At 52.2% G+C, this 24,146-nt stretch carries 21 protein-coding genes; 4 read left to right on the plus strand and 17 right to left on the minus strand.

Going from position 1 to position 24,146, the window contains the following annotated elements:
- Positions 1-37: 37 nt before the first annotated feature.
- Positions 38-1,117 (plus strand): mechanosensitive ion channel family protein, encoded by a 1,080-nt coding sequence (locus BM040_RS01710; protein ID WP_092098390.1) that lies wholly within the window; start codon positions 38-40, stop codon positions 1,115-1,117.
- A gap of 72 nt (positions 1,118-1,189) precedes the next feature.
- On the opposite strand, the gene BM040_RS01715 is transcribed toward BM040_RS01710, so the two are convergent.
- The 9 genes from BM040_RS01715 to BM040_RS01755 form a co-directional block, all read right to left on the minus strand.
- The gene (locus BM040_RS01715) at positions 1,190-2,527 is read right to left on the minus strand and encodes a PepSY-like domain-containing protein (RefSeq protein WP_092098392.1); all 1,338 of its coding nucleotides are present in this window, start codon (positions 2,525-2,527) and stop codon (positions 1,190-1,192) included.
- A gap of 85 nt (positions 2,528-2,612) precedes the next feature.
- Entirely contained in the window at positions 2,613-3,878 is a 1,266-nt protein-coding gene (locus BM040_RS01720; RefSeq protein WP_092098396.1) for a sensor histidine kinase, read from the minus strand.
- On the minus strand, positions 3,875-4,552 hold the full coding sequence (locus BM040_RS01725) for a response regulator transcription factor (RefSeq protein WP_092099432.1): 678 nt from the start codon (positions 4,550-4,552) through the stop codon (positions 3,875-3,877). Before BM040_RS01725 ends, BM040_RS01720 begins: the two co-directional genes overlap by 4 nt.
- A gap of 122 nt (positions 4,553-4,674) precedes the next feature.
- Positions 4,675-5,760: an ACR3 family arsenite efflux transporter gene (arsB, locus tag BM040_RS01730; RefSeq protein ID WP_092098401.1), complete on the minus strand. Its 1,086-nt coding sequence runs from the start codon at positions 5,758-5,760 to the stop codon at positions 4,675-4,677.
- A gap of 54 nt (positions 5,761-5,814) precedes the next feature.
- On the minus strand, positions 5,815-6,579 hold the full coding sequence (locus BM040_RS01735; protein WP_092098403.1) for a metallophosphoesterase family protein: 765 nt from the start codon (positions 6,577-6,579) through the stop codon (positions 5,815-5,817).
- A gap of 88 nt (positions 6,580-6,667) precedes the next feature.
- The gene (locus BM040_RS01740) at positions 6,668-7,201 is read right to left on the minus strand and encodes an ArsI/CadI family heavy metal resistance metalloenzyme (protein ID WP_092098405.1); all 534 of its coding nucleotides are present in this window, start codon (positions 7,199-7,201) and stop codon (positions 6,668-6,670) included.
- A 32-nt stretch (positions 7,202-7,233) separates the two neighbouring features.
- Positions 7,234-7,572 (minus strand): ArsR/SmtB family transcription factor, encoded by a 339-nt coding sequence (locus BM040_RS01745; protein WP_175490944.1) that lies wholly within the window; start codon positions 7,570-7,572, stop codon positions 7,234-7,236.
- Between the two features lie 278 nt (positions 7,573-7,850).
- Complete coding sequence (locus BM040_RS01750; RefSeq protein WP_092098409.1) at positions 7,851-8,414, minus strand: hypothetical protein; 564 nt, start codon at positions 8,412-8,414, stop codon at positions 7,851-7,853.
- Positions 8,415-8,488: 74 nt separating this feature from the next.
- Positions 8,489-9,187 (minus strand): hypothetical protein, encoded by a 699-nt coding sequence (locus BM040_RS01755; protein ID WP_092098411.1) that lies wholly within the window; start codon positions 9,185-9,187, stop codon positions 8,489-8,491.
- Between the two features lie 135 nt (positions 9,188-9,322).
- On the opposite strand from BM040_RS01755, the gene BM040_RS01760 reads away from it, so the two are divergent.
- Both BM040_RS01760 and BM040_RS01765 read left to right on the plus strand, forming a co-directional pair.
- Positions 9,323-10,021 (plus strand): hypothetical protein, encoded by a 699-nt coding sequence (locus BM040_RS01760; RefSeq protein WP_092098413.1) that lies wholly within the window; start codon positions 9,323-9,325, stop codon positions 10,019-10,021.
- A 42-nt stretch (positions 10,022-10,063) separates the two neighbouring features.
- Complete coding sequence (locus BM040_RS01765) at positions 10,064-10,300, plus strand: hypothetical protein (RefSeq protein WP_092098415.1); 237 nt, start codon at positions 10,064-10,066, stop codon at positions 10,298-10,300.
- Between the two features lie 85 nt (positions 10,301-10,385).
- Here BM040_RS01765 and BM040_RS01770 read toward each other — a convergent pair whose 3' ends face one another.
- Entirely contained in the window at positions 10,386-10,556 is a 171-nt protein-coding gene (locus tag BM040_RS01770; RefSeq protein ID WP_245756065.1) for a hypothetical protein, read from the minus strand.
- 421 nt (positions 10,557-10,977) lie between these two features.
- Positions 10,978-16,800, minus strand: coding sequence for a carboxypeptidase-like regulatory domain-containing protein (locus BM040_RS01775; RefSeq protein ID WP_092098419.1), 5,823 nt, complete (start codon positions 16,798-16,800; stop codon positions 10,978-10,980).
- Positions 16,801-16,975: 175 nt separating this feature from the next.
- On the opposite strand from BM040_RS01775, the gene BM040_RS01780 reads away from it, so the two are divergent.
- Positions 16,976-17,587, plus strand: coding sequence for a TetR/AcrR family transcriptional regulator (locus BM040_RS01780; protein WP_092098421.1), 612 nt, complete (start codon positions 16,976-16,978; stop codon positions 17,585-17,587).
- Between the two features lie 150 nt (positions 17,588-17,737).
- Here the strand turns inward: BM040_RS01780 and BM040_RS01785 are convergent, their stop codons facing one another.
- The 6 genes from BM040_RS01785 to BM040_RS01810 all read right to left on the minus strand — a co-directional run bounded on the left by BM040_RS01785 (position 17,738) and on the right by BM040_RS01810 (position 24,006).
- Entirely contained in the window at positions 17,738-18,895 is a 1,158-nt protein-coding gene (locus tag BM040_RS01785; protein WP_092098423.1) for an iron-containing alcohol dehydrogenase, read from the minus strand.
- A gap of 92 nt (positions 18,896-18,987) precedes the next feature.
- Positions 18,988-20,001 (minus strand): NADP-dependent oxidoreductase, encoded by a 1,014-nt coding sequence (locus BM040_RS01790; RefSeq protein ID WP_092098425.1) that lies wholly within the window; start codon positions 19,999-20,001, stop codon positions 18,988-18,990.
- A gap of 144 nt (positions 20,002-20,145) precedes the next feature.
- Positions 20,146-20,853, minus strand: coding sequence for a bacillithiol biosynthesis deacetylase BshB1 (gene bshB1, locus BM040_RS01795; RefSeq protein ID WP_092098427.1), 708 nt, complete (start codon positions 20,851-20,853; stop codon positions 20,146-20,148).
- 11 nt (positions 20,854-20,864) lie between these two features.
- Positions 20,865-21,914, minus strand: a complete 1,050-nt coding sequence (locus BM040_RS01800) for a M23 family metallopeptidase (RefSeq protein ID WP_175490945.1) — start codon at positions 21,912-21,914, stop codon at positions 20,865-20,867.
- 141 nt (positions 21,915-22,055) lie between these two features.
- Positions 22,056-22,994 (minus strand): thioredoxin-disulfide reductase, encoded by a 939-nt coding sequence (trxB, locus tag BM040_RS01805; protein ID WP_092098429.1) that lies wholly within the window; start codon positions 22,992-22,994, stop codon positions 22,056-22,058.
- 148 nt (positions 22,995-23,142) lie between these two features.
- Positions 23,143-24,006 carry a sigma-70 family RNA polymerase sigma factor gene (locus BM040_RS01810; protein WP_025605096.1) on the minus strand — a complete coding sequence of 288 codons (864 nt, stop codon included), beginning with the start codon at positions 24,004-24,006 and terminating at the stop codon, positions 23,143-23,145.
- Positions 24,007-24,146: the final 140 nt, after the last annotated feature.

Here is a 24,146-nt window from a genome sequence, read left to right on the forward strand (position 1 = left end):
CTGAACAAAGTATAAATTATAGTTATTTACCTTATCTATGACAGATTTTCTCCAGCAAGTATACTTCCACAACACTGTACAGTCTTACCTCATTGTAGTAGCTATCGTTTTGATTAGCTTCACTTTTATCGGCTTTTTCAGAAAGCGCGTGTTAACCAGGGCTGCCAAACTAACCGCGCGGACCAAATCTAACCTGGACAGTCACCTCGTTGAAAGCATAGACCGTTTTGGGGTGCCGGCCCTGTACATCTTTGCTCTATACTCTGCCCTAAATTACCTGCTACTCCCGCCCAAACTCGATAGGGTACTCCAGGTGGCGTTGATAGTCGCTTGTACCTTTCTGGCCATTCGCATTGTTTCCACTACGCTTATCCTGCTGCTGCGCTCGTACATAGGCAAGCAAGAGCATGGCGAGGAGAAGGTGAAGCAACTGGGCGGGGTTATACTTGTCCTGAACGTGACCATCTGGGGACTGGGCCTGCTTACGCTGCTTGACAATTTGGGCTATAATGTCACGACCATCGTCGCGGGCCTTGGCATCGGGGGTATTGCCGTGGCCTTGGCAGCCCAAAATATCCTCGGCGACCTTTTCAACTACTTTGTTATCTTTTTTGACCGCCCTTTTGAGGTAGGGGATTTTATTGTGCTCGATGACAAGTCGGGGGTGGTAGACAAAATCGGTGTTAAAACGACGCGCATCAAAAGCCTGTCGGGAGAGCAGCTGGTGGTAGCCAACTCAGATTTGACCAACTCCCGCATTCACAACTACAAGCAGATGCAGCAGCGACGCGTGGTGTTTAAGCTTGGCGTTGTCTACCAGGCCACTTACGAGCAGCTGGAACTGATACCGGGGCTGCTGCGCCAAATTGTGGAGGAACAGGACATGGTGCGTTTTGACCGCGCCCACTTTACATCGTACGGCGACTCCAGCCTGGACTTTGAGGTCGTTTACTACGTGCTGTCGTCGAACTACAACGATTACATGGACATACAGCAGCGGATTAACCTGCGCATCTTCAAAGAATTCCAGGAACTCAACATTGACTTTGCCTACCCTACCCGCACGTTGTTTGTGGTAAATGAGCATCAGGAAAAGCAGGTGCAACCAGTTGCATAGCCCGACGCCAAGTATAATGAAAAACGGGGCAGCGATTTTTCGCTGCCCCGTTTCTTTTAGGAAAGTATAGCCTTACAGACTAGCCTCATACTTCAGGATAACGCCTTTCCCTGTTTTGCTTCCTTCGCTGGAGATGTATACTTCGCCGTTGTTGCCAAAGGCAAGTCCTTCGGCCTGGCGCAGCTGCTCCTTATCCAGGTTGGCAGACTTGTTGATGCGGCCATCTTTTTCCAGCACCATAATGCGGTTGTTCACCGCATCCAGCAGGTAATACTCGCCCGTTTGCGGGTGTATCTCCAAAGAAGAGGGCTGCAGCACATCGTATCCATCCTTCACCTTCTTTTTGCCAGGTACAGGCTGCTTCAGCACTTCCTGGTCTAAGGCGATGCGGATAACGGGCTCCGGGTTCATTTTACCGGTGCTGAGGTTCAGCTCGTAAATGCCCTTGTTTTCACCCAAGGCTTTATCGTGACCTTTGCAGGCAATCAGCAAACGGTTGTTCGCCTTGTCGAGGGCAAGCCCCTCGGTATCCTGACTAGCAGAAAGTACAGACTTGTGCGTTTTCACCTGCGGCTTTTTGCTCTTAAAGTCGCTTACTTCAAACACGGTCCCGTCGCTGCGGAGTACGTAAGCTTTGTTTCCGTCGATTGCCAGCCCCTCATAGTCTCCGGGCTCTCCGAAAGGATGCTCTTCCTCCAGCTTGTTGGTTTTCAGGTTAAAGACAAAGATGCTTCCCTTCTCATCCTGCACACAGGCCATGCGACCATCGGCCAGCAAGGCAATACTGGAAACCTCCCGCAGCTCGGCCGGCAACTCCCAGGAGGAAACCGGGTTGGCAAATGCATTGGCATTTTCCGCCGCCGGCAGCAGCGCCCCCACTACCGATGCCTGGAGGAACTCCGGACCGGCTGATGCTACCGGGGCGCCTTGTTGGGCAAGCAATTTCCCGCTTTGGTCAAAAAGCAGCTCTACTTCGCCTTTCCGGCTCTCCAGTTCCACTTCGTACTTCAGTGTCTCGCCTGTTTTTACCAGGCTGGCCTCATCTATGGTGAAGTCGGCAAAATGCTCCTGCACATACTTCATCACCTCCTGGGGTAAAGCAGTGGTATTGATTTCCTCTTCTACCTTCAACAATTCCCCTGTAGCACTGAACAGCACTTTTCGCTCACGCCCGCCCAGGTCAAACTCCACCTCAAACCCTTCGGGCTCCTCTTCCCAATCGGAATTTTTCACATCCGGGTAAAGGGAAGCGAACTGCGTCATCACCGCCTCCGGCACTTCAACTTTCTCCCACAGCTCACTTATTTCCCCTCTGATGTCAGCTATTTCCTCATTCATCTCGCTGCACGAGGTGGCTCCCCACATAACGGTCACCCCCAGCAGCATATTCAACAAAAACTTCCTATTCATATACTTAAGTGTTAATATTCTACCTGTTTATACAAGTATACTTTCGGAATCTGAAGACAATCTGAAGGAAGGGCTGTGGCGGAGGCTATTTTGTAAAATAAATGCAGAGGCTGTGCTCGCCATCCTTAAAGTTATACTTTGGAAGGAGCCCGTAGAGGTCGCAGATTTTTTTAACGAGCGCCAGACCAATGCCCAGGGAGCCCACCGCATCATCGCCGGTGCGGAAGCGACCAAATAGCTTTTCCGGTTGGTCCTGGGGAGCTTCACCAGTGTTGCGGATGCAGAGCTTCTGCCGGTTGAGCAGTACTTTTATACTTCCGCCAGGATGGTTGTGCTTGATGGCGTTGTTGAGCAGGTTTTGCAGCAGCACGTCTGTTAGGCCGCTGTTCATCTGCACGTATACTTCCTCCATCTGTTCCACTTCCAGCTCCAGCCCCCGCATGCTGATGATTTCCTGCAGGTGCGTGAGTTGCTCCTGCAGCAGCCGGTGCAGCGGCACCTGCTCCTCGGCGGTGAACTCGCGGTTCTCGATGCGGGTGAGCAGGATGAGCGACTTATTCAGGCGGGCCAGGCGGTTCAGGGCGCCATACATGTCCGACAGCATCTGGGCCTGCTCCTCGGTCAGGTTCTCGGATTGCATGAACAGCTCTATTTTGCTATTCACGATGGCCAGCGGCGTCTGTATCTCATGCGACACGTTCTCGGTAAACTCCTTCAGGTTGAGAAAATCGCTGTGAATTTTGCCGGTCATACTTTGCAGCACCTGGTTAAGCTCCTCAAACTCGGTGGTCGAGCTTTCCTTCAGCGTGAGCGGCTGGTGGTGGCTCAGGCGGTATTCCTTAATCCTGGCGAGTGTGTCGTAAAAGTGGCGCCATGTATACTTGTTGGTGTAGTAGTTGACAAACACCAGCCCGATGAGCAAAAGTAAAAAGATCCAGATCATGGCCAGCACCGTGCTTTCCGTCAGGTCGTCAAAGTCCATCAACGACTTGAAGATCGTGTACTCGTACGGTTTGCCCTGCCGGTAAGCCGTAAAGGTGAGCTTGCGGAACGGGATGTCTTCCTCATCGTAGGTGCTGTAGATGAGTGTGTCCGACAGGTGCTCCATCACCAGGTTCTCCGGGTCGGCCTCGCGCACGTGTATGGCCTCCGAGATGCCCGAGGTAACGTTAGGGAGGCGGTCGTGCTTTTGGATGTAAGCGATGATGTTCTCCTTATCGGTGAAGAGCTGATCGTCCACCTCATCGTAAATCTCCTCGCGCAGCGACAGGTAAAACACCGTACCGCCCACCGCAAACACCACCAGCGATACCAGCAGATAGTATAAACTGGTTTTGGTCAGTACTCTCATGGGCTCGTGAATTTATAGCCCAGGCCGTACACCGTCTGGATGTAGTCCTGGCCGCCGGCCTCTATGATCTTGCGCCGCAGGTTTTTGATGTGGGTGTATACAAAGTCGAGCGAGTCGAGCATCTCGATGTGGTCGCCCCAGAGGTACTCGGCAATCGACTCCTTGGTGAGCACGCGGTTGCGGTTAGAGACAAAGTATAGCAGCAGTTCATACTCCTTGCGGGTGAGCGTGAGTTGCTTGCCGGCTACGGAAGCCTCGGCCGCATCGGGCTGTACTTCCACTTCCCCCACGCGCAGCACCTTCTGGCCATTAAAATTGCGCCGCCGCAGCACCGACTTCACCCGCGCATTGAGCTCCGAGAGGTGGAAAGGCTTGGTCAGGTAATCGTCGGCGCCTACCTCCAGCCCCGTGATTTTATCGTCCAGCGCATTTTTTGCAGAGATAATAATGATGCCGGTATCGGCGTTATTCTCTTTGAGCGAGCGTACGATGTTGAGTCCGTTGCCGCCAGGCAAGGTCAGATCTACCACCACACAGGCGTAGGTGTGCGAGGCAGTTTTGAGCAGGGCGCTGGAATAATCAGTGGCGGCATCGCAAGTATAGCCCTCCTGCTTCAGGTACGCCACAATCGAATCCTTCAGGGCGATTTCGTCTTCTATTACTAATACTTTCATAGTTTTCTTCAGAAACGGTAATTTAGGCAAGAAGTCTGAAGGAAATCTGAACAGCGGGCGTAAAAAAACCCGCCATACTTTCGGCGGGCTTCAACAAGTACACATTGAAGTTTATATTTTGCTTAGCGCAGCACTTTCTCCGTGGTCACCGGAACGGGGTAAAATCGCTTTCGCAGCCACTGGGCCACGTTTACCAAAAGTATAAGCACCGGCACCTCCACCAGCGGTCCCACCACCCCGACAAAGGCTTGGCCCGAGTGAATGCCGAACACGCCGATGGCCACCGCAATGGCCAGCTCAAAGTTGTTTCCGGCTGCCGTAAACGAGATGGCTGCATTCTGGGCATAATCGGCACCCACCAGCTTGCCGGCAAAAAAACTCAGGAGAAACATCACTGAAAAGTAGATGACCAGTGGCACGGCTAGCAGCAGCACGTCAAATGGAATGCTGACAATGGTGTTGCCCTTCAGGCTGAACATCACCACGATGGTAAAGAGCAGCGCAACCAAAGTAATGGGGCTGATGGCAGGGAGGAATTTCTGCTGGTACCACGCCTCGCCCTTTAAATTTTTCAGCACAAGACGAGAAATCAGCCCCGCGGCAAACGGAATGCCCAGGTAAATGGCCACACTTTCGGCCACCTCACCCATACCAATGCTAACCACCTCCCCTTCGATGCCAAAGTAAGGCGGCAGCACCGTGATGAAAACATAGGCAAAGAGGCTGTAGAAGAGCACCTGGAAAATACTGTTGAATGCCACCAGGCCGGCGGCGTACTCCCGGTCTCCCTCGGCCAACTCGTTCCAGACAATGACCATGGCAATGCAGCGGGCCAGCCCTATCAGAATCAGACCGGCCATGTATTCGGGGTAGTCGCGAAGGAAGAGGATAGCCAGCAGGAACATGAGCACCGGCCCCACCACCCAGTTGAGCACCAGCGATACCGACAGCACCCTGAAGTTGCGGAAAACTTTGCCCAGTTGCTCGTAGCGCACTTTGGCCAGCGGCGGGTACATCATCAGAATGAGGCCCAGGGCGATGGGCACGTTGGTAGTACCGTGCTGGAAGGAATTGATGAAGCCCTCCATGCCGGGTACAAAATACCCCAGCCCTACGCCCAGGCCCATTGCCAGGAAAATCCAAAGGGTCAGATAGCGGTCCAGAAAGGAAAGGCGCTGCCGTTTATAAGTAGGGTTACAGATTGTCATTTTATAGAGAGTTATACTTTAAGTAAAGAAGTATAAGTAACAATCATTTATACTTTAATACGCCTTTCGGAGCATGTCCGCAAACGCATTGGGCAAGGGGCTTTCCTCCACCGCGCTTGCTGCCTGCTCCACATCGTACGGTACGCGCACAAACTGCACATTTATACTTTCGGCCACGGCAGCGGAGCTGTTTTCGTTCAGTTCCAGCAGCACGTAGCAGGCACGCGGGTCTCCATCTTTGGGCTTGCCCACCGAGCCCAGGTTAATGGCGTGTTTATGCTTACCATCCGAAGGTAAAATTCGGTGATACGGTTTATGTGTGTGACCAAAGAGCATGATGTCGGCCCCGGCGTCCTCCATGATGCGCAGCAGGCTGCTTTCCGGACGGTCCTCGAACAGGTACTCGTTAATCTTGCGCGGGCTGCCATGCACCATCAAAACCCGCAGCTTCTCTCCTTCCTTCGGTTGAAAATCCACCCGGAGGTGGCGCGGCAGCTCGCGCAGGTATTTACGGTTCTCAGGGCTGATAATTTGGTTGGTGTAGGTAATGGACTGGCTGCCGCGGGTTTTGTCTTCCTCGGATTTGTAGGCGCAGCCGCAATCACCGCTGTTGAGGCCCACGCCCTCGTCGTAATTCCCGGCGATGGTGGGGATACGGTGCCTTCGGATGAGTTCGACTACCTCGTTGGCCCATACGTTATACCCAACCAGGTCGCCAAGGCAGTATACCATGTCAGGTTGTTGCTTTTCCAGGTCCTGCAGCACCGCCTCCAGGGCAGGCAGGTTGGCGTGGATATCGCTAAAGAAAGCTATCTTCATCTGTTAGTGTTGGTTTACCTGAAAGGCTAAAAGCATCAGCAGGAAAACAAGTTATACTTTCCCTACGGATGCTTTTTATACTTTCTGCTTAGCAGCAGCCACTGCCGGGTGTACAGGCCTGTCCCTCGAAATCTGTCATGATGCTGATGTCCGTGAGCTGCACTTTCGGCTTCTGCTCCTGGGCTGGCGGCATGCAGCAGGCGCTGGCGTCGGCGCTTTCGTAGTGCGGGTCGTTAAACTCGGCATCCTCGTGGAAGTAGTACACCTCCCACTGCACTCCGTCCGGGTCCTCCACCCAGAACTTGTCCTGCACGGCGTAGCAGCAGGCTGTGCCGATTTCCTCCTTCATCACCAGGCCTTTGGCCCTGGCTACCTCCAGGCGCTGCTCCAGCTCCTGCTTTGTCTCCACCTGAAAACCCATGTGGCCGAAGTGGGCCTGCACGCGCTCCGGGTTCTCCACAAAAGAAATGATGAGCGAAGGTTGCTCCAGCACATACTTGGCATAGTTGGGCTTTACCTTCACAGGCTCCTGGCCGAAAAAGGAAGTATAAAACTGGGTGATTTTCTGGATATCGGACACGTAAAGGCTCACGTGCATGCGCGGAAAAAGGGGTGTATTCATCGGTTTATACTTTTAGCGGTTGAATAGTTATGTTAACAACAGGTATCGGTGCAGCAGCTGCTTTTAATGGCTGCCAGCATACCTTCCAGCAGTTGCCTGGCCTTATCATATGTTTCCTGGTCGATGCAGTAGCAGACGGTGAGGCCGTCAATCTCTCCTTTTATCAATCCAGCATTTTTGAGTTCAGTCAGGTGCTGCGACACGGTGGTGCGGCTCAGCGGCAGGGCGCTGGAAATATCGCCGGAGATACAGGTCTTGGCCTCGGCCAGGTGCTGCAGAATGGCAATGCGCGCCGGGTGCGAGAGTACCTTGGCAATGCGGGCTACCTCCTGCTGCTCAGGGCTAAACGCGGTGGCTTTGGTGTAAGTCATGTGCTTTATGAAGTATGACGTAAACATACGACATGGTGTTATAAGGAGCAAGATTTTTTTTGTTTTTTATAAATCTACAAAGTATAAAAACCTGATTTTATAGGCAGGAGCTGCGCCGCTAGTTGCTAAAAAAGTATAAATCTATTCTTTAAGAAAGTATGGTTTGGGGAGGAAAAGCGCATAAAAAAAGCCGCGACTCCTGCCGCGGCCTTTTCTCAGATGGAAATTTAATACAATGTACAGCTCCTTATACGGTAAGGTTGCAAAATATGTACGTTTTACCTGTTATACCCTCCAAAATAGCCATAGTAGCCCTGATTTGACTGGTCGTGCCGGCCGTGACGGTCATTGCCAAACTCCCGGAACTCGTCCTGGTTGCCATAGGAGGCATCGTGGCGGTAGCCATGGTTTCCGCGGCTGTCGAAGTCGCGGTACATGTCCCCTTCCTCCGGATTGTCGTAGTTGGGGTTATAGCCGGTGTTGTAGCGGTAGTGCCTCGGCTGCCCGCCGTAGGGGCCTTCCGCGTACGGGAAGCGCTCTACCATGTCAAGGTCGTTTTCGGCGCCACGGGGCAGGCCGTAGTCTGCTGAGCGCGGCATGTCAGTATAATTCGAAATGTCGTACATCTCGTTGTAGTAATCCTCGCGGGTTCCGGCTTCCCCTCCCCTGCGGCCATACTCCTGGCTGTGCTGTTGGCGGAAATGCCGTCGCGGCTCATGCCCTGTGTCGCCTGAGTGGGCGTACTCCCGGCCATGGCGGCGCCAATAGCCTTGGTCTCCATACCCCTCCTGGTGGTACTGGCGACTAAAGTTGCCGTAATGCATATCTCTATCGTCTCTCATATTTCTTAAAGTATAAGCGACACCTTTTGAGCCGGTGCCGCTTTGGTTATACATGTTATGCTTTTGTTCAGGAATTAGCGCCGGTCTCGATCGCGCATGTAGCGCTCTCGGTCACTGTTACTTCCCCGCTCTTGCCGGTTATCTTGCTGGCTGTAGTGGCTGCCCTCGCCATAGTGCTCGGTACCCGGTGTATAGTTACGGCCGCTGAAGCCGCCGCTGTAGTCGTTGTCGTAGTTGGGGTTGCCCTGCTCGTAGCGGCGATAGGATTCATAATCTCCCCGCTGCCCGCGCGCCCAGCTGCCGCTGTTGTCGCCACGGCGCACATCATGCCCAAAGCGCTCATCAGCCATACCTGAGCGGTAGCCGGTCTGGCCCTGGCGGCGGAGATCGCTGTAGTCGCGGTCGGAGTAATCGGCCTGCGGCTCGTTGTGGCGACCGGAGTTATGGTCGTCTCTTGGCACGTAGGTCATACCGTAGGGGTTGTCGTCGCTACGGCTGTCTCGCGTATAGTCCTGGCCGCTGTACTGCGCCCCTCCGGCCTGAAAGCGGCCCTGCCGGTACATCTGCCACTGGTCCTCGTTGCTGTTAAAGCTGGTGTTGTCGCCGAACTGGCTGGCCCGGTTAGTGCCGTAGCCCCTGTTAAATTGCGTATCCACGGTGTAGTTTCCCCTATCGGAGTTTTGCCCGTGATGGTGCGTGTGCAGCCACTGTGCGTCCGGATCCTCGCGGTACTCTTCCTGTCTTCTGAAGTTCTCTCTTCTGTCGTCTCTCATAGCTTGTTTCTTTAAAGATTGATGGTACAATACTACCTGGTTCTACGGCGGGCATGCGGCACAAGGTTAGGAAAGCGTTAAACCCAAGCCTCTGGCATCCGTTAAAAAGTGTACATAAACCAAATTTGAATGACTATGGAATCAAACTATTGGAACCGGGACAGAGACAGGTATGAGCGACGTGGCGATGACGAGCGCCGCCGCGCGGATGAAGACAGCTACCGTGGCGCCTACCGGCTGGATAACACCAGCGACCACCGCAACGTGTCGACCTGGGACTGGGGAAGCGACCGTGAAAGGGGCCGCCGCGAGAATGACTATAACCGGAATTACAACCAGGATTATAACCGCAACTACAACCAGGACTATAACACTCCTAGCCGGGACACCAACCGCAACCGTGGCTACGACCATGATAACTATAACACCGACAGCCGTTACTACCGTGATGAGCAGGACAGCCGCTACCGCAGCAGCAACAACAGCAACTGGGATGAGCAGCGACGCTCTTCCAGCGGCGGGTATGGTAACGATGCCCATCGGGAGCACCGCAGCGTGCATGACCGCATCGAGAGTCGCGGCAGAGGGGTGCTGAGCAATTTTGACGCGAACTATGGCCCGGATAACTATGGCCAGGGAGGTGGGGCTAATTATGGTAACGAAGCGGGCTCGCTGAGCTATGGTTACGACGGCTCCAGTAACTACGACCCGGACTGGAACAGACATTACAATCCTTTAACCGGACGGCTTAGCGGTGATCGCCGCAGTTACCACGGGAACTACACCAGTCGCCACCCCGAGCGCGGGCAAGGGGACCGTGAGGACCGGTACTAAGGCCGCACTAAAACTTTGTAAAACCTTAATTGATTAAACAAGATGAATACGAACGATAGAAAGAAAGACAAGCTTAACAAAGAGGACGTAAACAAGACGATGAACGAAGGCAATAAAGTGCCGAACATCAACCCCACCGGGCAGCGTAAAAACGTCGACAACAAAGACATGATGAAAGGCAACGTGGGCGGTGCCCCGTCTCAGAAGAGTGGAAGCCGTGGCAGCTCCGATATACAGGACGGCGGCAACGACATGGGCAGCAGCGCCGGAAGCCACTAACCTTGAAAGTATAAAAACAGCGATAGCCATCCTCCATAGGGTGGCTATCGCTGTTTCAGAAGTATGCTAGTAAAGTAAATTCAGGCTATTGCAGTTCTTCCTGCTCCATGTACTCCCACATGGCGTCTTCGCTGGCACCGGTTCTGGCCGCGTAAATCAGCATGGTGGTGTATACCCCAATCAGCAGGAAGCTGAGCGGAATAGAGAACACGAACGAAACGATCAAGGTTTTTACCGGGTCCGGCTTGGATCTCATTTTGGTAGAAGCATACCAAAAAAATAATACATTAAAAATACCGGAAAATGCAATTAGGTTGATGATGTCTAGCATTGGCTAAAAGTTAGATTGATGTTGTTGCTGTGTAAAAGAATTTCATAAGCTCTTTTTCAGTTTCAGCCCTGTTTTAAACTTGATTAACTAACTGTCGTCGGTAGTGTTAATGGTTCCGGCTCCCCTATGCCGAATGCGCTTGATGCAATTTAGAAGACAGTTTATTAAAATACAAGCCCAACCCAGATAAATTTTATGATATTATAACATCGAATTAGATAACATTATTACTATATATAAAAAACTTTATCTACATAAACTGACAATATAATATCGTATAAATTAACTAGTTATGGCTATATAAGGCTTTCCAGGGTTACAAAAGTTTCCTAATTGCACAAAAACGTTACCTTATCTCTACCTGCTTCTGCTTCTCGCGGCCTAAGAAAGTCGGAAAGTACATTAACGAGGCTTTTGCCGGGTTCAGGCTAAACTTGCCCCTGAACCGGGGCTGCAGCATGATGCTGTAAGTATAGGTCCCTTGCTTTAATGAATCGCTGAAGATAACTGTTTTGTGGCGGAAGTACTCGCGGTGTACCTCCCCCTTCCCAAGCCGCCCTTTGTCTGCATAGGAGCAGCCAGCCGGCACCGGTACTTCAAGCATCACGAAGTCCGCATCGGCTTTTGCTGTCAGCTCCACGACCAGCTCTACCGGTTTGCCTGCCTCCAGTACAGCCTCGTCGCCTATACCCTTAAAGTATGTCTTCACCACGAAATCCTTTTGCACCTGCCCTGGCTCCTGCACCCAGTTAGTTTGGTGAGCTGTAAAGTATAGAGGCTGGGTACCTGACTTCTTCACCTCGAGCGGCAAAGTGGGAACATAGGTAGTATCGAAGGGAAATGAGTTTATACTTGCCTGCAGCGCCCCGGCAAGCTCTATCCTGGTTTGCTGCGGCTTAGGGCTATCTTTGAGCAAGTCAGGTAAGAGCGTTTCCAGTACCCTGGCCGACTCGTAGGTGTTTCGCCAGTGGCCGCTGCGCCGTTCGTTGAGTAGCCAGCTCTGTATCTGCTTCAGCTCTTTTTCGTGGCCACCGGCCTTGCTTAGGATTTGGTAGGCCAACAGGGTCTGGCTGATACTGTTATCAAACAAGGTATACTTTGGCTCACCCCAGTATAAACTGCCCGTGGTGGTATGGCGCTTATACTTTTGCAGCGTATCGAGTTGTACGGGCAAGTTAAGCTGCTGGCGCAGCAGGGTGAGGCGCAACTGCTCCTCCAGGGAAATAGCTGGTTGCTTCTCCAACTCCGCAACATACTTGCTGTAGTCAACTTTGGCCTGTAAAGTATAAAGTGTTTCTAGGGCACGTACTTTACCCTTTTCCTCCGCTTTCTCCAGTTGGTATACCAGGTCATCTACCAAAGCCTGCTCTTTGAAAGCAACCGTGTAACCGGCGGCTTTCGCCTGCACTATTGCCTCGCTCACGTGCTGGCTAATCCAAAGATAAGGTTGGCCCCGTTCCCACCAACTCCACTGCCCGTTCTCGAGCTGCGTTTTCTCCAGGTGCTTGATAAGTTTCTTGTTGTCGCGCTCATGCCTGAACTCCTCTCCGAGCAATTTCCGGATGTTCTTTTCTAACAGGAGCGCCTTTAGTTTGGAGGCAGCCTGCTCGTTGCACCAGTATTCATACTTGTGCAGGTGGTCAATCTCATCAAGCATCACCTGCAACAGTCCGCCCTGCACCTGCAGTCGCACCGGACCTTTAGTCGGATCAAACTCCAGGTTTAGGGTAGTATCACCGTGAAGCTGGAAAAACTGCCCTGTAGTCTCGGCCACACCTTTGGGGTATACTTTAACGTGGCGCCGTTCGCCATCCTCAAATCCGTTTGGCTGTTGGATCGCAAACAGCACCTCCACCGAATCCTGACCCGAAGCCGGCGCCGTTATGGTGATTGAATCGGTAGTGGAGCGGTTCAGGCTGATCTGTTGCTCCCGCATCAGTTGCCCTTCCACCTCAAAGCGGGAGTGGATTTGGGTGGTGTCCGGAAGGTAGTTGAGTGCTTTCCCGATAACCTGTGCCTTGTCGCCTGCCACCAGGAAACGTGGCAGGTCGAGCGTGCCCATCACGGCTTTAAAAGACCTGATAGTACGACGCAGCACGCCGCTACGCTTCTTGTAGTCCATGGCCAGCACATGAGTGTTCCAACTCGTCATATCACCCGGAAAAACAACATTGAAAGCCGCCTTGCCTTGCGCATCGGTGATGAGGCGTGGCTGCCAGAACGCGTAATCGGAGAAGCTGCCCCGAATGCCACCGGAACTGCCGCCCTGCTGGATTGAAGGCTCGCTCCCTTTCCTGGTCGTGATAACCACCACGCCTCCTGCACCGGCACTACCATACAAAGCCATGGCCTCCTCCCCGCGGAGCACGTTTATGGAGAGGATGTCATCCGGGTTGATATCCGACTGCTTGCCGCTAAAAGGAAGCCCGTCCACTAAGAGTAACGGCTCTGTGCCCTCCACAGAAGAGATGCCTCTTACCTGTAGGTTTGCGCCGTTAATCTGAACGCCGGCTACACTTCCATAAAGTTTACTGGAAACATCCGCATCTAGCAACGGAGCTGTATACTTTCCTGCATTGGATGTTGCAATACCGAAAGCCACTACTTCCTGTAACTGCTGTACGTCCTCCTCCAGCTCCACGTCCATTCGGTTGTTGCCGAGTATGGGCAGTTCCTGCGAAGTATAGCCGATAAACCGCACCACCAGGATGCCATCCGCAGGAACAGACAAAGTATAACTCCCATTCACATCTGTGTTTGTCCCCACTTGTGTCCCCTTCACAGTCACGGCCGCACCGGGAAGCGCATTTCCTTCTTTATCTGTCACGCGTCCGTAAACAATATGGGTATAATCCCCTTGAAAGTATACCCTGGTAGCCGGAGCTGTTACCGTGGCTTGCTCTGGGAGTGGGTTCGGGTGTAATAACCGCTCACGCTGCAGGCGCCGCTGCAGTTCTTGCTCAGCCAGTTGGCTATACTTGTCCGCTGCCCTTACCTCCTGTATACTTAGGTGCAGGACAGTTTGTCCGTTTGGTTTTACCTCTACCGGCCTGCGCACATAGCTTCCGCTCTCTAATAATACTATCAGCTCATGCTCTCCTGCTGGCAGCTTGTTCAGTTGCTGCGTCAAGCCGCTGTAGCACCTGGCGCTATCCATACTTTCAGCAGGGCGGTATAGTATCAATTGCGTTGGGTGCACGCGCAGCGCTGTGTCCATGCTCCAGCGAATAAGACCATGTTTTTCATCAGGATGGTGAAAGTCATTTTTAGTATAAATGCGGCTGAGATAATACTGCTGTAGCTGCGCTTCATACTGTTGCTGCAGCGCCTTCTCCGTATGGGCCTGATCAAAAAGCGGGATTTCGCTTGTCGTCAGGCGTTTGTTTAGTAGCCATACTTTCTCAGGCAGCACTACAGACTCCCGCATTTTAAGCAGTCCGTGCTCAAAGGTGAGTTGGTAGTCAGGCTCAGCTATAAAACTGGTGGTAAAGCCGCCCAGGCGGTTAAACAGCACCGTATCAGGCAGGAATGGACCTGCTAAGATACGCCCCTGGTTCTGGCCGCCATACCACTGTCCCCTGCGGTTCTCCCAGCTGTAGTGCGGCAGTACCTGTACCCGGCTGCCCTGTTTCAGGTAAGCGACATCCTTGTTGAAGTTCCGGTTTATGCTGAAGAGGTACCGGTTCAGGTTATTTCGCTCCTGCCCCTGCATCAACTGGGGCCGCGGTGTGGCTACACCCCATACTTTAGTAGGGTCAATACTTAGGGTGAGCTTGTGGTACGGCCTGAGGTATACTTTGTCCAAGGTGATGAGCTGCTGCGCGGTGCGAAGCTTGATGGTATGATACCCTGAGTCAGCGGGAAACGCATAATTCGGCACCTCATCTGTACCCGAGAAATACACCGGCACCTCATCCACAAAGATAACGTGCACTGGCTGCACCCTCCCGGAGTCTACCACAAATGGGGCAAACTGGGTGAGGCTGTCATGGCTAAGCGCGTACTCCTGGAACAAGCCTGTCTCCGGGTACAGGAAATAGTAAAAGGCCAGGCTGTCGAGCCCCATCTGCTTGTTCCAGCGCTGCCAGTCCAGCGGAGTGCTGCTTTCAGTTTGAAGCTCGGTAAGTTTAAGCCGCGCCAGCCTTTTTCTGCCCTTGTACCGGTCAAAGCTGTGGACGTTGGGCGCTGTACTTTCTTTGAATTTCGAACTGGTGGCGTAGGCGGTCAGGTCAACGTCCGGCACGGGCTTGCCGGTGGCGTCTGCTACAGACACGACCATACCCACTTGCTGGCCTGGGTAGACTACCTGCGGCGCCTCCAAATCCAGGTGGAACCGGCGCTGCAGGTATGGCGCTGTGTCTTCCTGGTCCATCACCTCTCCGGCCCATACATAATGCACCGACACAAAGTATGGCGCATCACCGGTGACAGGTAGGTTGATAAGTTGCGCACGGTCCTGTGCCTGTCCGCTGGCTACTAACTTGTTCTGCCGGTACACAAAGTACCAATAAGGCAGTCTACGTGGGTTCTGGAACGCTACAAAAAGGCTGTCTGTATTCCGGTTGGCCTGCACCGCCAGCAAATCGTCCCGGTGCTGCAACTCCAGGCGCTCCACCTGATCCTGCCACCTTAGCTCATACTTGCGCACGTAGGGATTCAGCGCTACCTTGGCGGGCAGATCAAGCGTCACGTCCTCTAATCGTTTCCCGTCTGCGGCATAAGCTGAAAGTATGGCATTGGGTTGCGGGAGCAGTGTGTCTCCTTCCAGGTAGCTAAGGCGCACGCTATCCTGCAGCAGCTCCAGTGAAAGCCTGCCCTGCCGGTGCCGGTACTGGCCCTCTACCTCCTTCGTCACGCGTTCATTGCTGCTGTTAAGGAAGCTGGCCACCACCCGGTATCCCATGGCTGCCTCCGGGAAGATGTGGTTGGGCAGCGCTACTGTTGTCTCTCCGGAGGGCTCTAGTTCCTGCTGGTGTACCCAGAGGGTATCTGGTACAAAAACCTGCGGTCGCTCTACCTGTTGTACCTCTCCGCTAAGTATAAGTACCTCCACCCGGGCATCCAGCAGGTTCAGCCCATTGGCGTCGGTGCCGCGCAGGTGAAGTTTGTTTTCCTGGCCCAGGTAATGCGTGGCGTGTGCCAGGCGGATGGTGTACTCGGTGTCGTTCAGTTCATAATCCTCGTAGCGGAAGCGTTGCGAAAGCAGTACATCGCTATACTTCTTTGGCTCCATGAAATACAGCGCATGGTGCTGATCGAGTGGCAGGTTCAGGCTGTCGTGCAGGACCAACTCTCCGCTAAAGGCCCCGGGGCGGTAAGGAGTTAAGGGCTGTATTTGCTTATACTTTCCCGCTGTGTTGAGTTGTAGCCAGGCATTACGCCGGTAGGGTCGGCCATTTTTCTTTAAAATAAGGGCTTTAAACTTAACTGTGTCGCCGGGCTGGTATTTGGGTTTGTTAGTAGCTACATAACCGGTATACTTTTCATTGTTGTAGTTCCTGTAGTAGTCATCAAAAACAGACGCCACACTTCTAACCCAGCCACTTGGTTGATACTTTATACTATGAACGACATCCTGCACTGGCTTCCAGAGATAGTAAACCGGCCGGGTATAAGGCAATCGCCTGAAAGAAAACGAGCCTTTGCCCGTGTTTGTCACATACTCGTAACCAACAAACCCACCATACTGAACTTCCAGCAGTCCATTCTTTTTATACTTTGGAAGCCGGTAGGTCTGTGTGGCAGCATCGAAAGGGACTTTTCTGCCACCCACCTTCACCTGAGCACCTGTTAGCACCTGCCCCAGCGAATCGTGCAGCAGCACCACTAGGTCCTGTTCGTTTGGCAGGAGCTTTACCGTGTAAGGATTTATACTTTTCAGCTCATACGCCAGGTCGGGGCCGGAGGCGTAGGCAAAAAGGTAGTGTCCGTGCGGAAGCTGCTTTGAGTAGGCTGTATAGGCGGCATAGGAATCATATAAAGTATGAAAGAATTTTTCATCCACCACACCCGCACCTTTCTGGTAGAACCGTTTCACCTCATCAGCTGACAGACGGTAAACATAAGTATAGGGGCTCCGCTGGAGGCTTTTGGCCAGCCTGCTTTGGGCCACAGCAGAGCCTGCAAAGGCGAGCCAGCAGAGAAATAGCAGCTTAAGTTTGTGAGGCATAGGGCAGTATCTTATTCCTAAATATACTTGAAAAGCTATACTTTACCAGATGCCTCTTTCACTTTACTGCCTTGCACCGGGTAATATTTCCTTCAGGTTCTGTGCAAATCCATATATTTGTTGTTAGTGCCCTTTCCGGGTGCTGCCAATAAAGTATACATTCAACTCTTATCTGATGGAAACAACGGACACCCCCCGCGCCAGGATTATCGAGGCAGCCAAGGATATGTTCTTTACGCAGGGTTACAGCAAGGTATTGATGTCTGACCTGGCCAAGCACCTCGGGATGAGCAAGAAGACCTTGTACCAGTATTTCTCGGGCAAGGAGGAATTGCTGAACGTGATTATCCGCCAGTACGGGCAGGAGATTCAGCGGGAGGTGGAACGCATGCTGACAGATGATAACCTGCCTTTTCCGGAGAAAGCCGGCCGTATCTTCAGCTTTGTAGGCACTAAGCTCCATTACATTAACCCGGAATTTGTGCTGGACATCAAAAGACACGCCCCTTCCGCCTGGCAGCATCTGCAGAAACATAAAACTGAGGCTGCTTTTCTGCGCTTCAACACGCTGCTGGACGAAGGCTACCGAAAAGGCTATATTCGTGAACATGTGAACCGCACCATGGCTGTGCTGCTTTATGCCAGCGCCCTGGAAACCATTCTGAATCCCGATTTTACAGAGCAGGTGCCCCAGAAGCTGATGCAGGAGCTGCCCAAAGCCCCCGGCGAGGTGTTCGAAGGCCTCGTCCATATTATCTTTAGCGGAATACTTGACGGCACAAAGTAAAGAGAAACAACTGCGCCAGGTTTATGGTTTGCTACCTGTTTTGACTGCTGCTCTGTTATACTTATTCCAATCATTACTTAACCATATGCTATCAAAAAAAACGCCGCTGCAAGCTTTTTGCAACGGCGTTTGTCTTATACTTTAAAGTTCTTACAGGCTAAGGGTCAGAATCTCCTTCACATCCTGAATCTGAATGTCCGCGCGCTCCCCCAAATCCTTCACACCACGCTCCTCAAACCTGCGGATGATGGTGTCGATGGTGTCACGGCCAACCTCGTAATCCGACAAGCGCGTTTTAATTCCCAACGATTCGAAGAAATCAACAGTGGCCTGTATGGTTGCTTCCAGGCGCTCATTTTCTGAGCCAGAGGCAACGCCCCATACCCGCTCGCCATACTGCAGCAGCTTTTCCTTTTTGGTTTCGCTCTTGTAGCGCAGCAGGGCCGGAAACACGATGGCCAGGGTGCGTGCATGGTCGATGCCGTGCAGGGCGGTGAGTTCGTGGCTAATGTAGTGGGTGGCCCAATCCGTAGGCACCCCTACCCGGATAACTCCGTTCAGCGCCATGGTAGCGGCCCACATAAAGTTAGCCATGGTATCATAGTCCTGCGGGTTTTGCACCGCCTTAGGGCCTTCTTCTTTCAGTGTTAAAAGTATAGCTTCTGCCATCCTGTCCTGTAAGGGCGCATTCACAGGGTAGGTCAGGTACTGCTCCAGCACATGCGAGAAAGCATCGACCACCCCGTTGCTGATTTGCCTGGCAGGAAGTGTAAACGTAGTCTCCGGATCCAGCACCGAGAATTTAGGAAACGTGAACGGGCTGCCGAAGGAGAACTTCTCTCGGGTGGAGACGCGGGTAACCACAGCGCCCGAGTTCATCTCGGAGCCGGTAGCCGGCAAAGTAAGCACCGTGCCGAAAGGAGTTGCCCTGGTAACTGGCTCCCGTTTGGCCAAGATATTCCAGGGATCCTCTCCCTCGTACTCCATGGCAGCCACGATAAACTTGGTACCGTCGATAACAGAACCGCCGCCCACGGCCAGGAAAAAGCTTACCTGCTTCTCTTTGGCCAATTCTACGGCTTTCATCAGGGTCTCGTAGTGCGGATTCGGCTCAATTCCCCCAAATTCACTTACCTCAAAACCTTGCAGTGCCGCCATCACCTGGTCATACACGCCATTCTTTTTGATGCTTCCTCCGCCATACGTTACCATGACACGGGCACCGGCCGGTATCTCTTTTGTAATGTTGCTAATTTGACCTTTGCCAAAAAGTATCTTAACCGGGTTATAAAACGTGAAATTATTCATTCTTCTTTATTTATACTTATCTGGTAATCAACCAACTGATGTTCATCAGACTCCTCAAGAACCAAAGAGGCTGCTAGTTCACCTGGCTCTGCTTATCCTTCCTGATCTGGAACCTTTACAAGTTGCTTGCCGGTGTTCTGACCGCTAAACAGTCCTAAAAATGCCGTTGGAATGTTATCAAAACCCTCCGTGATGGTTTCCAGATACTGTAGCTTTCCCTCCTGCACCCATTTTGCCAAATCTTCGGCTGCGGACTCAAAATCAGCGGCGTAGTCACTTACAATAAATCCTTTCATCATGGCTTTTCTCTTTAACAGGATAGGCTCCACCCGCATACCAGTTGGAACGGAAGTGCTGTTGTAATAGGCAATTTGCCCGCAGATGGCAATACGGGAAAATTCATTCAAGTTGAGGTATACTGCGTCAGATATCTCGCCTCCCACATTATCAAAATATACATCCACCCCGTCCGGACACGCCTCTTTCATGGCCGCCTTCATGTCTGTAGCCGTTTTGTAGTTGATGGTTTCATCAAAGCCCAGTTCCTGCTTCAGGTAACTGGTTTTATCGTCCGAGCCTGCAATGCCCACCACGCGACACCCTTTTAGCTTGGCTATTTGCCCTACCACCGTGCCCACCGCACCCGCGGCACCGGATACAACGACCGTCTCTCCGGCTTTAGGCTCACAAATGCGAAGCAGCCCAAAATATGCCGTAAGTCCTGGCATACCCAATATCCCCAGGTGGTAGCTAAGCGGCGCTATGTCCGAATTAATCTTCCCAAGGCCGTTACCATGTTGGACAATATACTGCTGCCACGGAAGGTTGCCCAGTACCACAGTCCCTTTGGGAAACTGCCCAGATTTGCTCTCCACCACCTCTGCCACAATGCCACCTGAAATAGGCTCACCCACCTTGTAAGGGGCCACATACGAATCCGCATCGCTCATGCGACCACGCATATAGGGATCTACGGAAACGTACAAAGACTTTAATAAAACCTGCCCCTCCTGCAATGCTGGCACCTCCCTTTCTTCGAATTTAAAATTATCAGGTGTTGGCGTGCCCTGCGGACGGCTCGCCAGGAGTATCATCTTATTCTTCATTTTTTCAAACGTTAGGTGTCCTTTCAGATACACCTCAACCAGCTAGCGGGTTGTTTGTTTTCAGGAACAGGTATAAAGTATAAAAGGGGAAGCAGCCTCTTGTAAGCTACTTCCCCTTTTATAAAAACTAATTGTGCTGTTTAATTAAATCAGATCGAAGAGGTTTCTTACCCCTACATGCCGCTCCTTGGTGAAGCCTTCGCCGTAGGTCGTTCCGATAGCATGGCCGAACTCTTTTGCCCGCGCCTCAATAAACTCGAGAAACTCTGGGGATGAGATATAGGTGTTGGGCGAGGTATCGTCCGGGTTATAGAATTGCGATCTAAAAGCACGGATAGCCTCCAGCTTTTTCTCCCAGTATGGGGTCACATCCACAATAAAATCAGGGGTAATCATGCGGTCCTGGATGTAGTGATACACCGCCTTAGGCCGCCATGCTTCCCGATCTCCCGGAGTTTTGATCATCTTAAGGCCTGATTTAAAGCAAGACTCTGATAAGAGGGCTGCCCCTCTGCCATGGTCCGGGTGCCTGTCGTGTATGGCATTGGCTATCACCACCTCTGGTTTATACTTTCGGATAGCCTCTATCACCTTCAGCTGGTGCTCCCGGTCATTTTGGAAAAAACCGTCGTCAAATCCCAGGTTGTCGCGCACCACAACCCCCATTACTTCGGCTGCGTCGCGGGCCTCCTGCAAGCGCATCTCCGCGGTACCGCGGGTACCCAGCTGCCCCTCCGTCAGGTCTACAATCCCAACTTTATAGCCTGCCTGTACATGGGCTACCAGCGTGCCGGCGCAGCCAAGTTCCACATCATCGGGGTGGGAGGCAAAAGCAAGTATATCTAATTTCATGTTACTGATTTTTATCTCACGCGTAGCGATCTGCCTACACGCAAGGTTGTACGAGTACTGATGCCATTCAGGCGAGTCAGCTGGCTAACAGATACGCCGTATCGCTTGGCAATACCGGACAGCGTGTCGCCACCGCGCACCTTGTGGTAAACGGCGCGCCTGCCACCACTGCTAACGCCACTTTTTGAACGGTTGGCATAGTTGAATACAGCCGACGTAATCTGGTAACTGTCTCCTTTGAGCAGGTAATCCGGGAAATCATAGATGTTCTCCGGATCCAGCGGGTTTCCCTGGTAGCGCACTTCATAGTGCAGGTGTGGCCCGGAGCTGCGGCCGGTGCTGCCCCCTAAACCAATCACCTCCCCTGCTTTCACAAAATCACCGGTTTTAGCAATGGTCCGGCTCATGTGGCCGTACAGGGTTTCGAGGCCGTTGTAGTGGCGTAGCACAATGTAATTGCCGTAGCCGCCACCGTCCCACTTGTTGATGCGCACCACCCCGTCGAAAGCAGCGTAGATAGAGTCGCCTGTGTCAAGGTCTATATCGGTGCCATAGTGCCACCTGCCGCTTCTGGGTCCAAACTTGCTCGTAATGGGCGTTTTCTCCAGCGGCATGTTATACTCTCGGTTCTGGGCGGGGTCGTATAACTTGATATCCACAGTATCCTTCATCTGACGGCTATCCATGCGATATGGGTTAATGTTTTGCGTGTCCCAAATCGCATAGTAACCGGCAATCCGGATCCAGGTAGAGTCAATCAACACTTCCTCAGAAACCTCCACGATATGCTGCTCGCCCAGGTCCAGCTCCGAGGTATCCTCGCTAACGATGGAGAGCTCTTTCTTGGGGTTGAAATAAATCGACTGATCGGCGTCTGAGTCCTCATCCGGGAAATCCTCATACTTGATGAGGATCGTAGTGTCCGGGCGCACGTACTGAATCTTGGGGGTCTTGACCTTAAACAGGTCCTTCACCTTGCCCTGGGCCATGGCTCCGCCCATGCTGCTTAGCAGGCAAAGAGCGACCAGTACAAAAAATAGAGGAGCTTTGTTCTTCAACATTTGCATCAGAGATTGGCTGTGCTGCCTTCCCACAGCACGTCATTCGCTAAAATAAACTGCAGCACAGCCATTTTATTGTAGTACAATCCGGGCAGCTTTATACTTTAAATACTGCCGCTGTTGTGTATTTGCATTGAAAGATTAGTGCAATCCTCTGGCAGCCAGGTAACGCTCTGCATCCAGGGCAGCCATACAGCCAGAACCAGCGGCAGTTACTGCCTGGCGGTACGTAAAGTCCTGCACGTCGCCACAGGCAAACACGCCATCTATATTGGTTTTGCTTGTACCCGGAATGGTACGGATATAGCCGTTTTCATCCAGGTTTAGGTACTCTCTGAAAATCTCTGAGTTTGGCTGGTGGCCAATTGCCACAAAGAAACCCTTTACCGGAATCTCGCGCGTTTCGTCGGTAAGTACATTTTTCACGCGCACTGCTTCTACAGCGTTTTCGCCCAGTACTTCATCCGTCACCGTGTTCCAAAGGATTTCGATGTTTTTAGTGCGTTTCACCCGCTCCTGCATAATGGTTGAGGCACGCATTTCGCCGCGGCGCACAATCATGTATACTTTGCTGCAAAGGTTCGACAGGTAGGTAGCTTCTTCTGCTGCCGTGTCACCTGCCCCTACAATGGCCACTTCCTGCCCACGGTAAAAGAAGCCGTCGCAAACGGCGCAGGCAGACACGCCACTGCCGTTCAGGCGCGACTCAGACTCCAGGCCCAGCCATTTAGCCGAGGCACCTGTGGAGATAATCACTGTATCTGCCTCAATCGTTTTCTGGTCGTCGATAACAACCTTGTGCGGCTGCGAAGAAAAATCAACGGCGGTAGCAATGCCATAGCGCACATCGGTGCCGAACCTCTCAGCCTGCTTTTTGAAGTCCTCCATCATCTGCGGACCCATCACTCCTTCCGGGTAGCCTGGGTAGTTCTCTACGTCATTGGTAATCGTTAGCTGGCCGCCTGGCTGCAGGCCCTGGTACAAGACTGGATTAAGCCCGGCTCTGGAGGCATAGATAGCCGCTGTATATCCGGCTGGCCCTGAACCTATGATAAGGCACTTTACTTTTTCTATTTCCATCACTGTTTTACGTCTGAGTAAATTTGGTTGCAAGTATACAAAATTTCTGTGCCTTTGGCCTTATATGCCCGGCGAAATGGTATACTATACTACAGTATAAACAAGAGCCCCGGCTTTTGGCCGGGGCTCTTTTCATCTTTTTCTGCTACTAGCCCAAGTATGGCTTTAATGCTTTGCTCCTCGAAGTATGGCGAAGTCTGCGGATGGCTTTTTCCTTGATCTGCCGTACACGCTCGCGTGTCAGGTTAAATTTCTCACCTATCTCCTCCAGCGTCAGCGAGTGCTCGCCGTTAAGCCCGAAGTATAAAGTGATCACGTCAGCTTCACGCTTGGTCAGCGTAGAAAGAGCACGCTGTACTTCCTTGCGCAACGAGTCGTTCATCAGCCCCATGTCCGGAGACTCTTCGTCTTCGTTCTCGAGTACGTCCAGCAGGCGGTTTTCCTCACCTTGTACAAAGGGAGCGTCTACAGATACGTGGCGACCGGAAATCTTCAGGGTGTCTACAACTTCTGCAGTGGTAAGTTCCAGTACTTCTGCAATTTCTTCAGGCGATGGCTCACGCTCAAACTTCTGCTCGAGCTCTGAGAATGATTTAGAGATTTTGTTTAGCGAACCTACACGGTTCAGGGGAAGGCGCACAATACGCGACTGCTCGGCCAAAGCCTGCAGAATCGACTGGCGGATCCACCAAACGGCGTAAGAGATAAACTTAAAGCCCCTGGTTTCGTCGAATCGTTTGGCGGCTTTAATCAAGCCCAGGTTTCCCTCATTAATCAGATCCCCCAGCGAAAGGCCTTGGTTCTGATACTGCTTCGCCACCGATACCACAAATCGCAAGTTGGCCTTGGTTAATTTCTCAAGTGCAAACTGATCTCCTTCTTTAATTCTCTGTGCCAGCGACACCTCTTCGTCCGGAGTAAGCAAATCTACTTTACCAATCTCCTGCAGGTATTTGTCCAGTGACTGGCTTTCGCGGTTCGTTATCTGTTTGCTTATCTTGAGTTGTCTCATCAGAGTATGTTATTATGCAAATAATGTAAAAACTTTTGGTCTAGGCTCGGTGAGGTAACATTAGAAAATCGCGCAAAGTTCTTACATCTTGAGAATAAAATCAAGATGCTCTCCCCTTGGCGATGAAATAGAAAAACTCT

Origin of the sequence: Pontibacter chinhatensis, assembly GCF_900113285.1 — a bacterium.
GTDB lineage: Bacteria > Bacteroidota > Bacteroidia > Cytophagales > Hymenobacteraceae > Pontibacter > Pontibacter chinhatensis.

Bases quoted from the DNA above. Each gene is read 5' to 3' on its own strand.
- BM040_RS01710 (WP_092098390.1), top strand. From the start codon at position 38: ATGACAGATTTTCTCCAGCAAGTATACTTCCACAACACTGTACAGTCT.
- BM040_RS01715 (WP_092098392.1), bottom strand. From the start codon at position 2,527: ATGAATAGGAAGTTTTTGTTGAATATGCTGCTGGGGGTGACCGTTATG.
- BM040_RS01720 (WP_092098396.1), bottom strand. From the start codon at position 3,878: ATGAGAGTACTGACCAAAACCAGTTTATACTATCTGCTGGTATCGCTG.
- BM040_RS01725 (WP_092099432.1), bottom strand. From the start codon at position 4,552: ATGAAAGTATTAGTAATAGAAGACGAAATCGCCCTGAAGGATTCGATT.
- arsB (WP_092098401.1), bottom strand. From the start codon at position 5,760: ATGACAATCTGTAACCCTACTTATAAACGGCAGCGCCTTTCCTTTCTG.
- BM040_RS01735 (WP_092098403.1), bottom strand. From the start codon at position 6,579: ATGAAGATAGCTTTCTTTAGCGATATCCACGCCAACCTGCCTGCCCTG.
- BM040_RS01740 (WP_092098405.1), bottom strand. From the start codon at position 7,201: ATGAATACACCCCTTTTTCCGCGCATGCACGTGAGCCTTTACGTGTCC.
- BM040_RS01745 (WP_175490944.1), bottom strand. From the start codon at position 7,572: ATGACTTACACCAAAGCCACCGCGTTTAGCCCTGAGCAGCAGGAGGTA.
- BM040_RS01750 (WP_092098409.1), bottom strand. From the start codon at position 8,414: ATGAGAGACGATAGAGATATGCATTACGGCAACTTTAGTCGCCAGTAC.
- BM040_RS01755 (WP_092098411.1), bottom strand. From the start codon at position 9,187: ATGAGAGACGACAGAAGAGAGAACTTCAGAAGACAGGAAGAGTACCGC.
- BM040_RS01760 (WP_092098413.1), top strand. From the start codon at position 9,323: ATGGAATCAAACTATTGGAACCGGGACAGAGACAGGTATGAGCGACGT.
- BM040_RS01765 (WP_092098415.1), top strand. From the start codon at position 10,064: ATGAATACGAACGATAGAAAGAAAGACAAGCTTAACAAAGAGGACGTA.
- BM040_RS01770 (WP_245756065.1), bottom strand. From the start codon at position 10,556: ATGAGATCCAAGCCGGACCCGGTAAAAACCTTGATCGTTTCGTTCGTG.
- BM040_RS01775 (WP_092098419.1), bottom strand. From the start codon at position 16,800: ATGCCTCACAAACTTAAGCTGCTATTTCTCTGCTGGCTCGCCTTTGCA.
- BM040_RS01780 (WP_092098421.1), top strand. From the start codon at position 16,976: ATGGAAACAACGGACACCCCCCGCGCCAGGATTATCGAGGCAGCCAAG.
- BM040_RS01785 (WP_092098423.1), bottom strand. From the start codon at position 18,895: ATGAATAATTTCACGTTTTATAACCCGGTTAAGATACTTTTTGGCAAA.
- BM040_RS01790 (WP_092098425.1), bottom strand. From the start codon at position 20,001: ATGAAGAATAAGATGATACTCCTGGCGAGCCGTCCGCAGGGCACGCCA.
- bshB1 (WP_092098427.1), bottom strand. From the start codon at position 20,853: ATGAAATTAGATATACTTGCTTTTGCCTCCCACCCCGATGATGTGGAA.
- BM040_RS01800 (WP_175490945.1), bottom strand. From the start codon at position 21,914: ATGTTGAAGAACAAAGCTCCTCTATTTTTTGTACTGGTCGCTCTTTGC.
- trxB (WP_092098429.1), bottom strand. From the start codon at position 22,994: ATGGAAATAGAAAAAGTAAAGTGCCTTATCATAGGTTCAGGGCCAGCC.
- BM040_RS01810 (WP_025605096.1), bottom strand. From the start codon at position 24,006: ATGAGACAACTCAAGATAAGCAAACAGATAACGAACCGCGAAAGCCAG.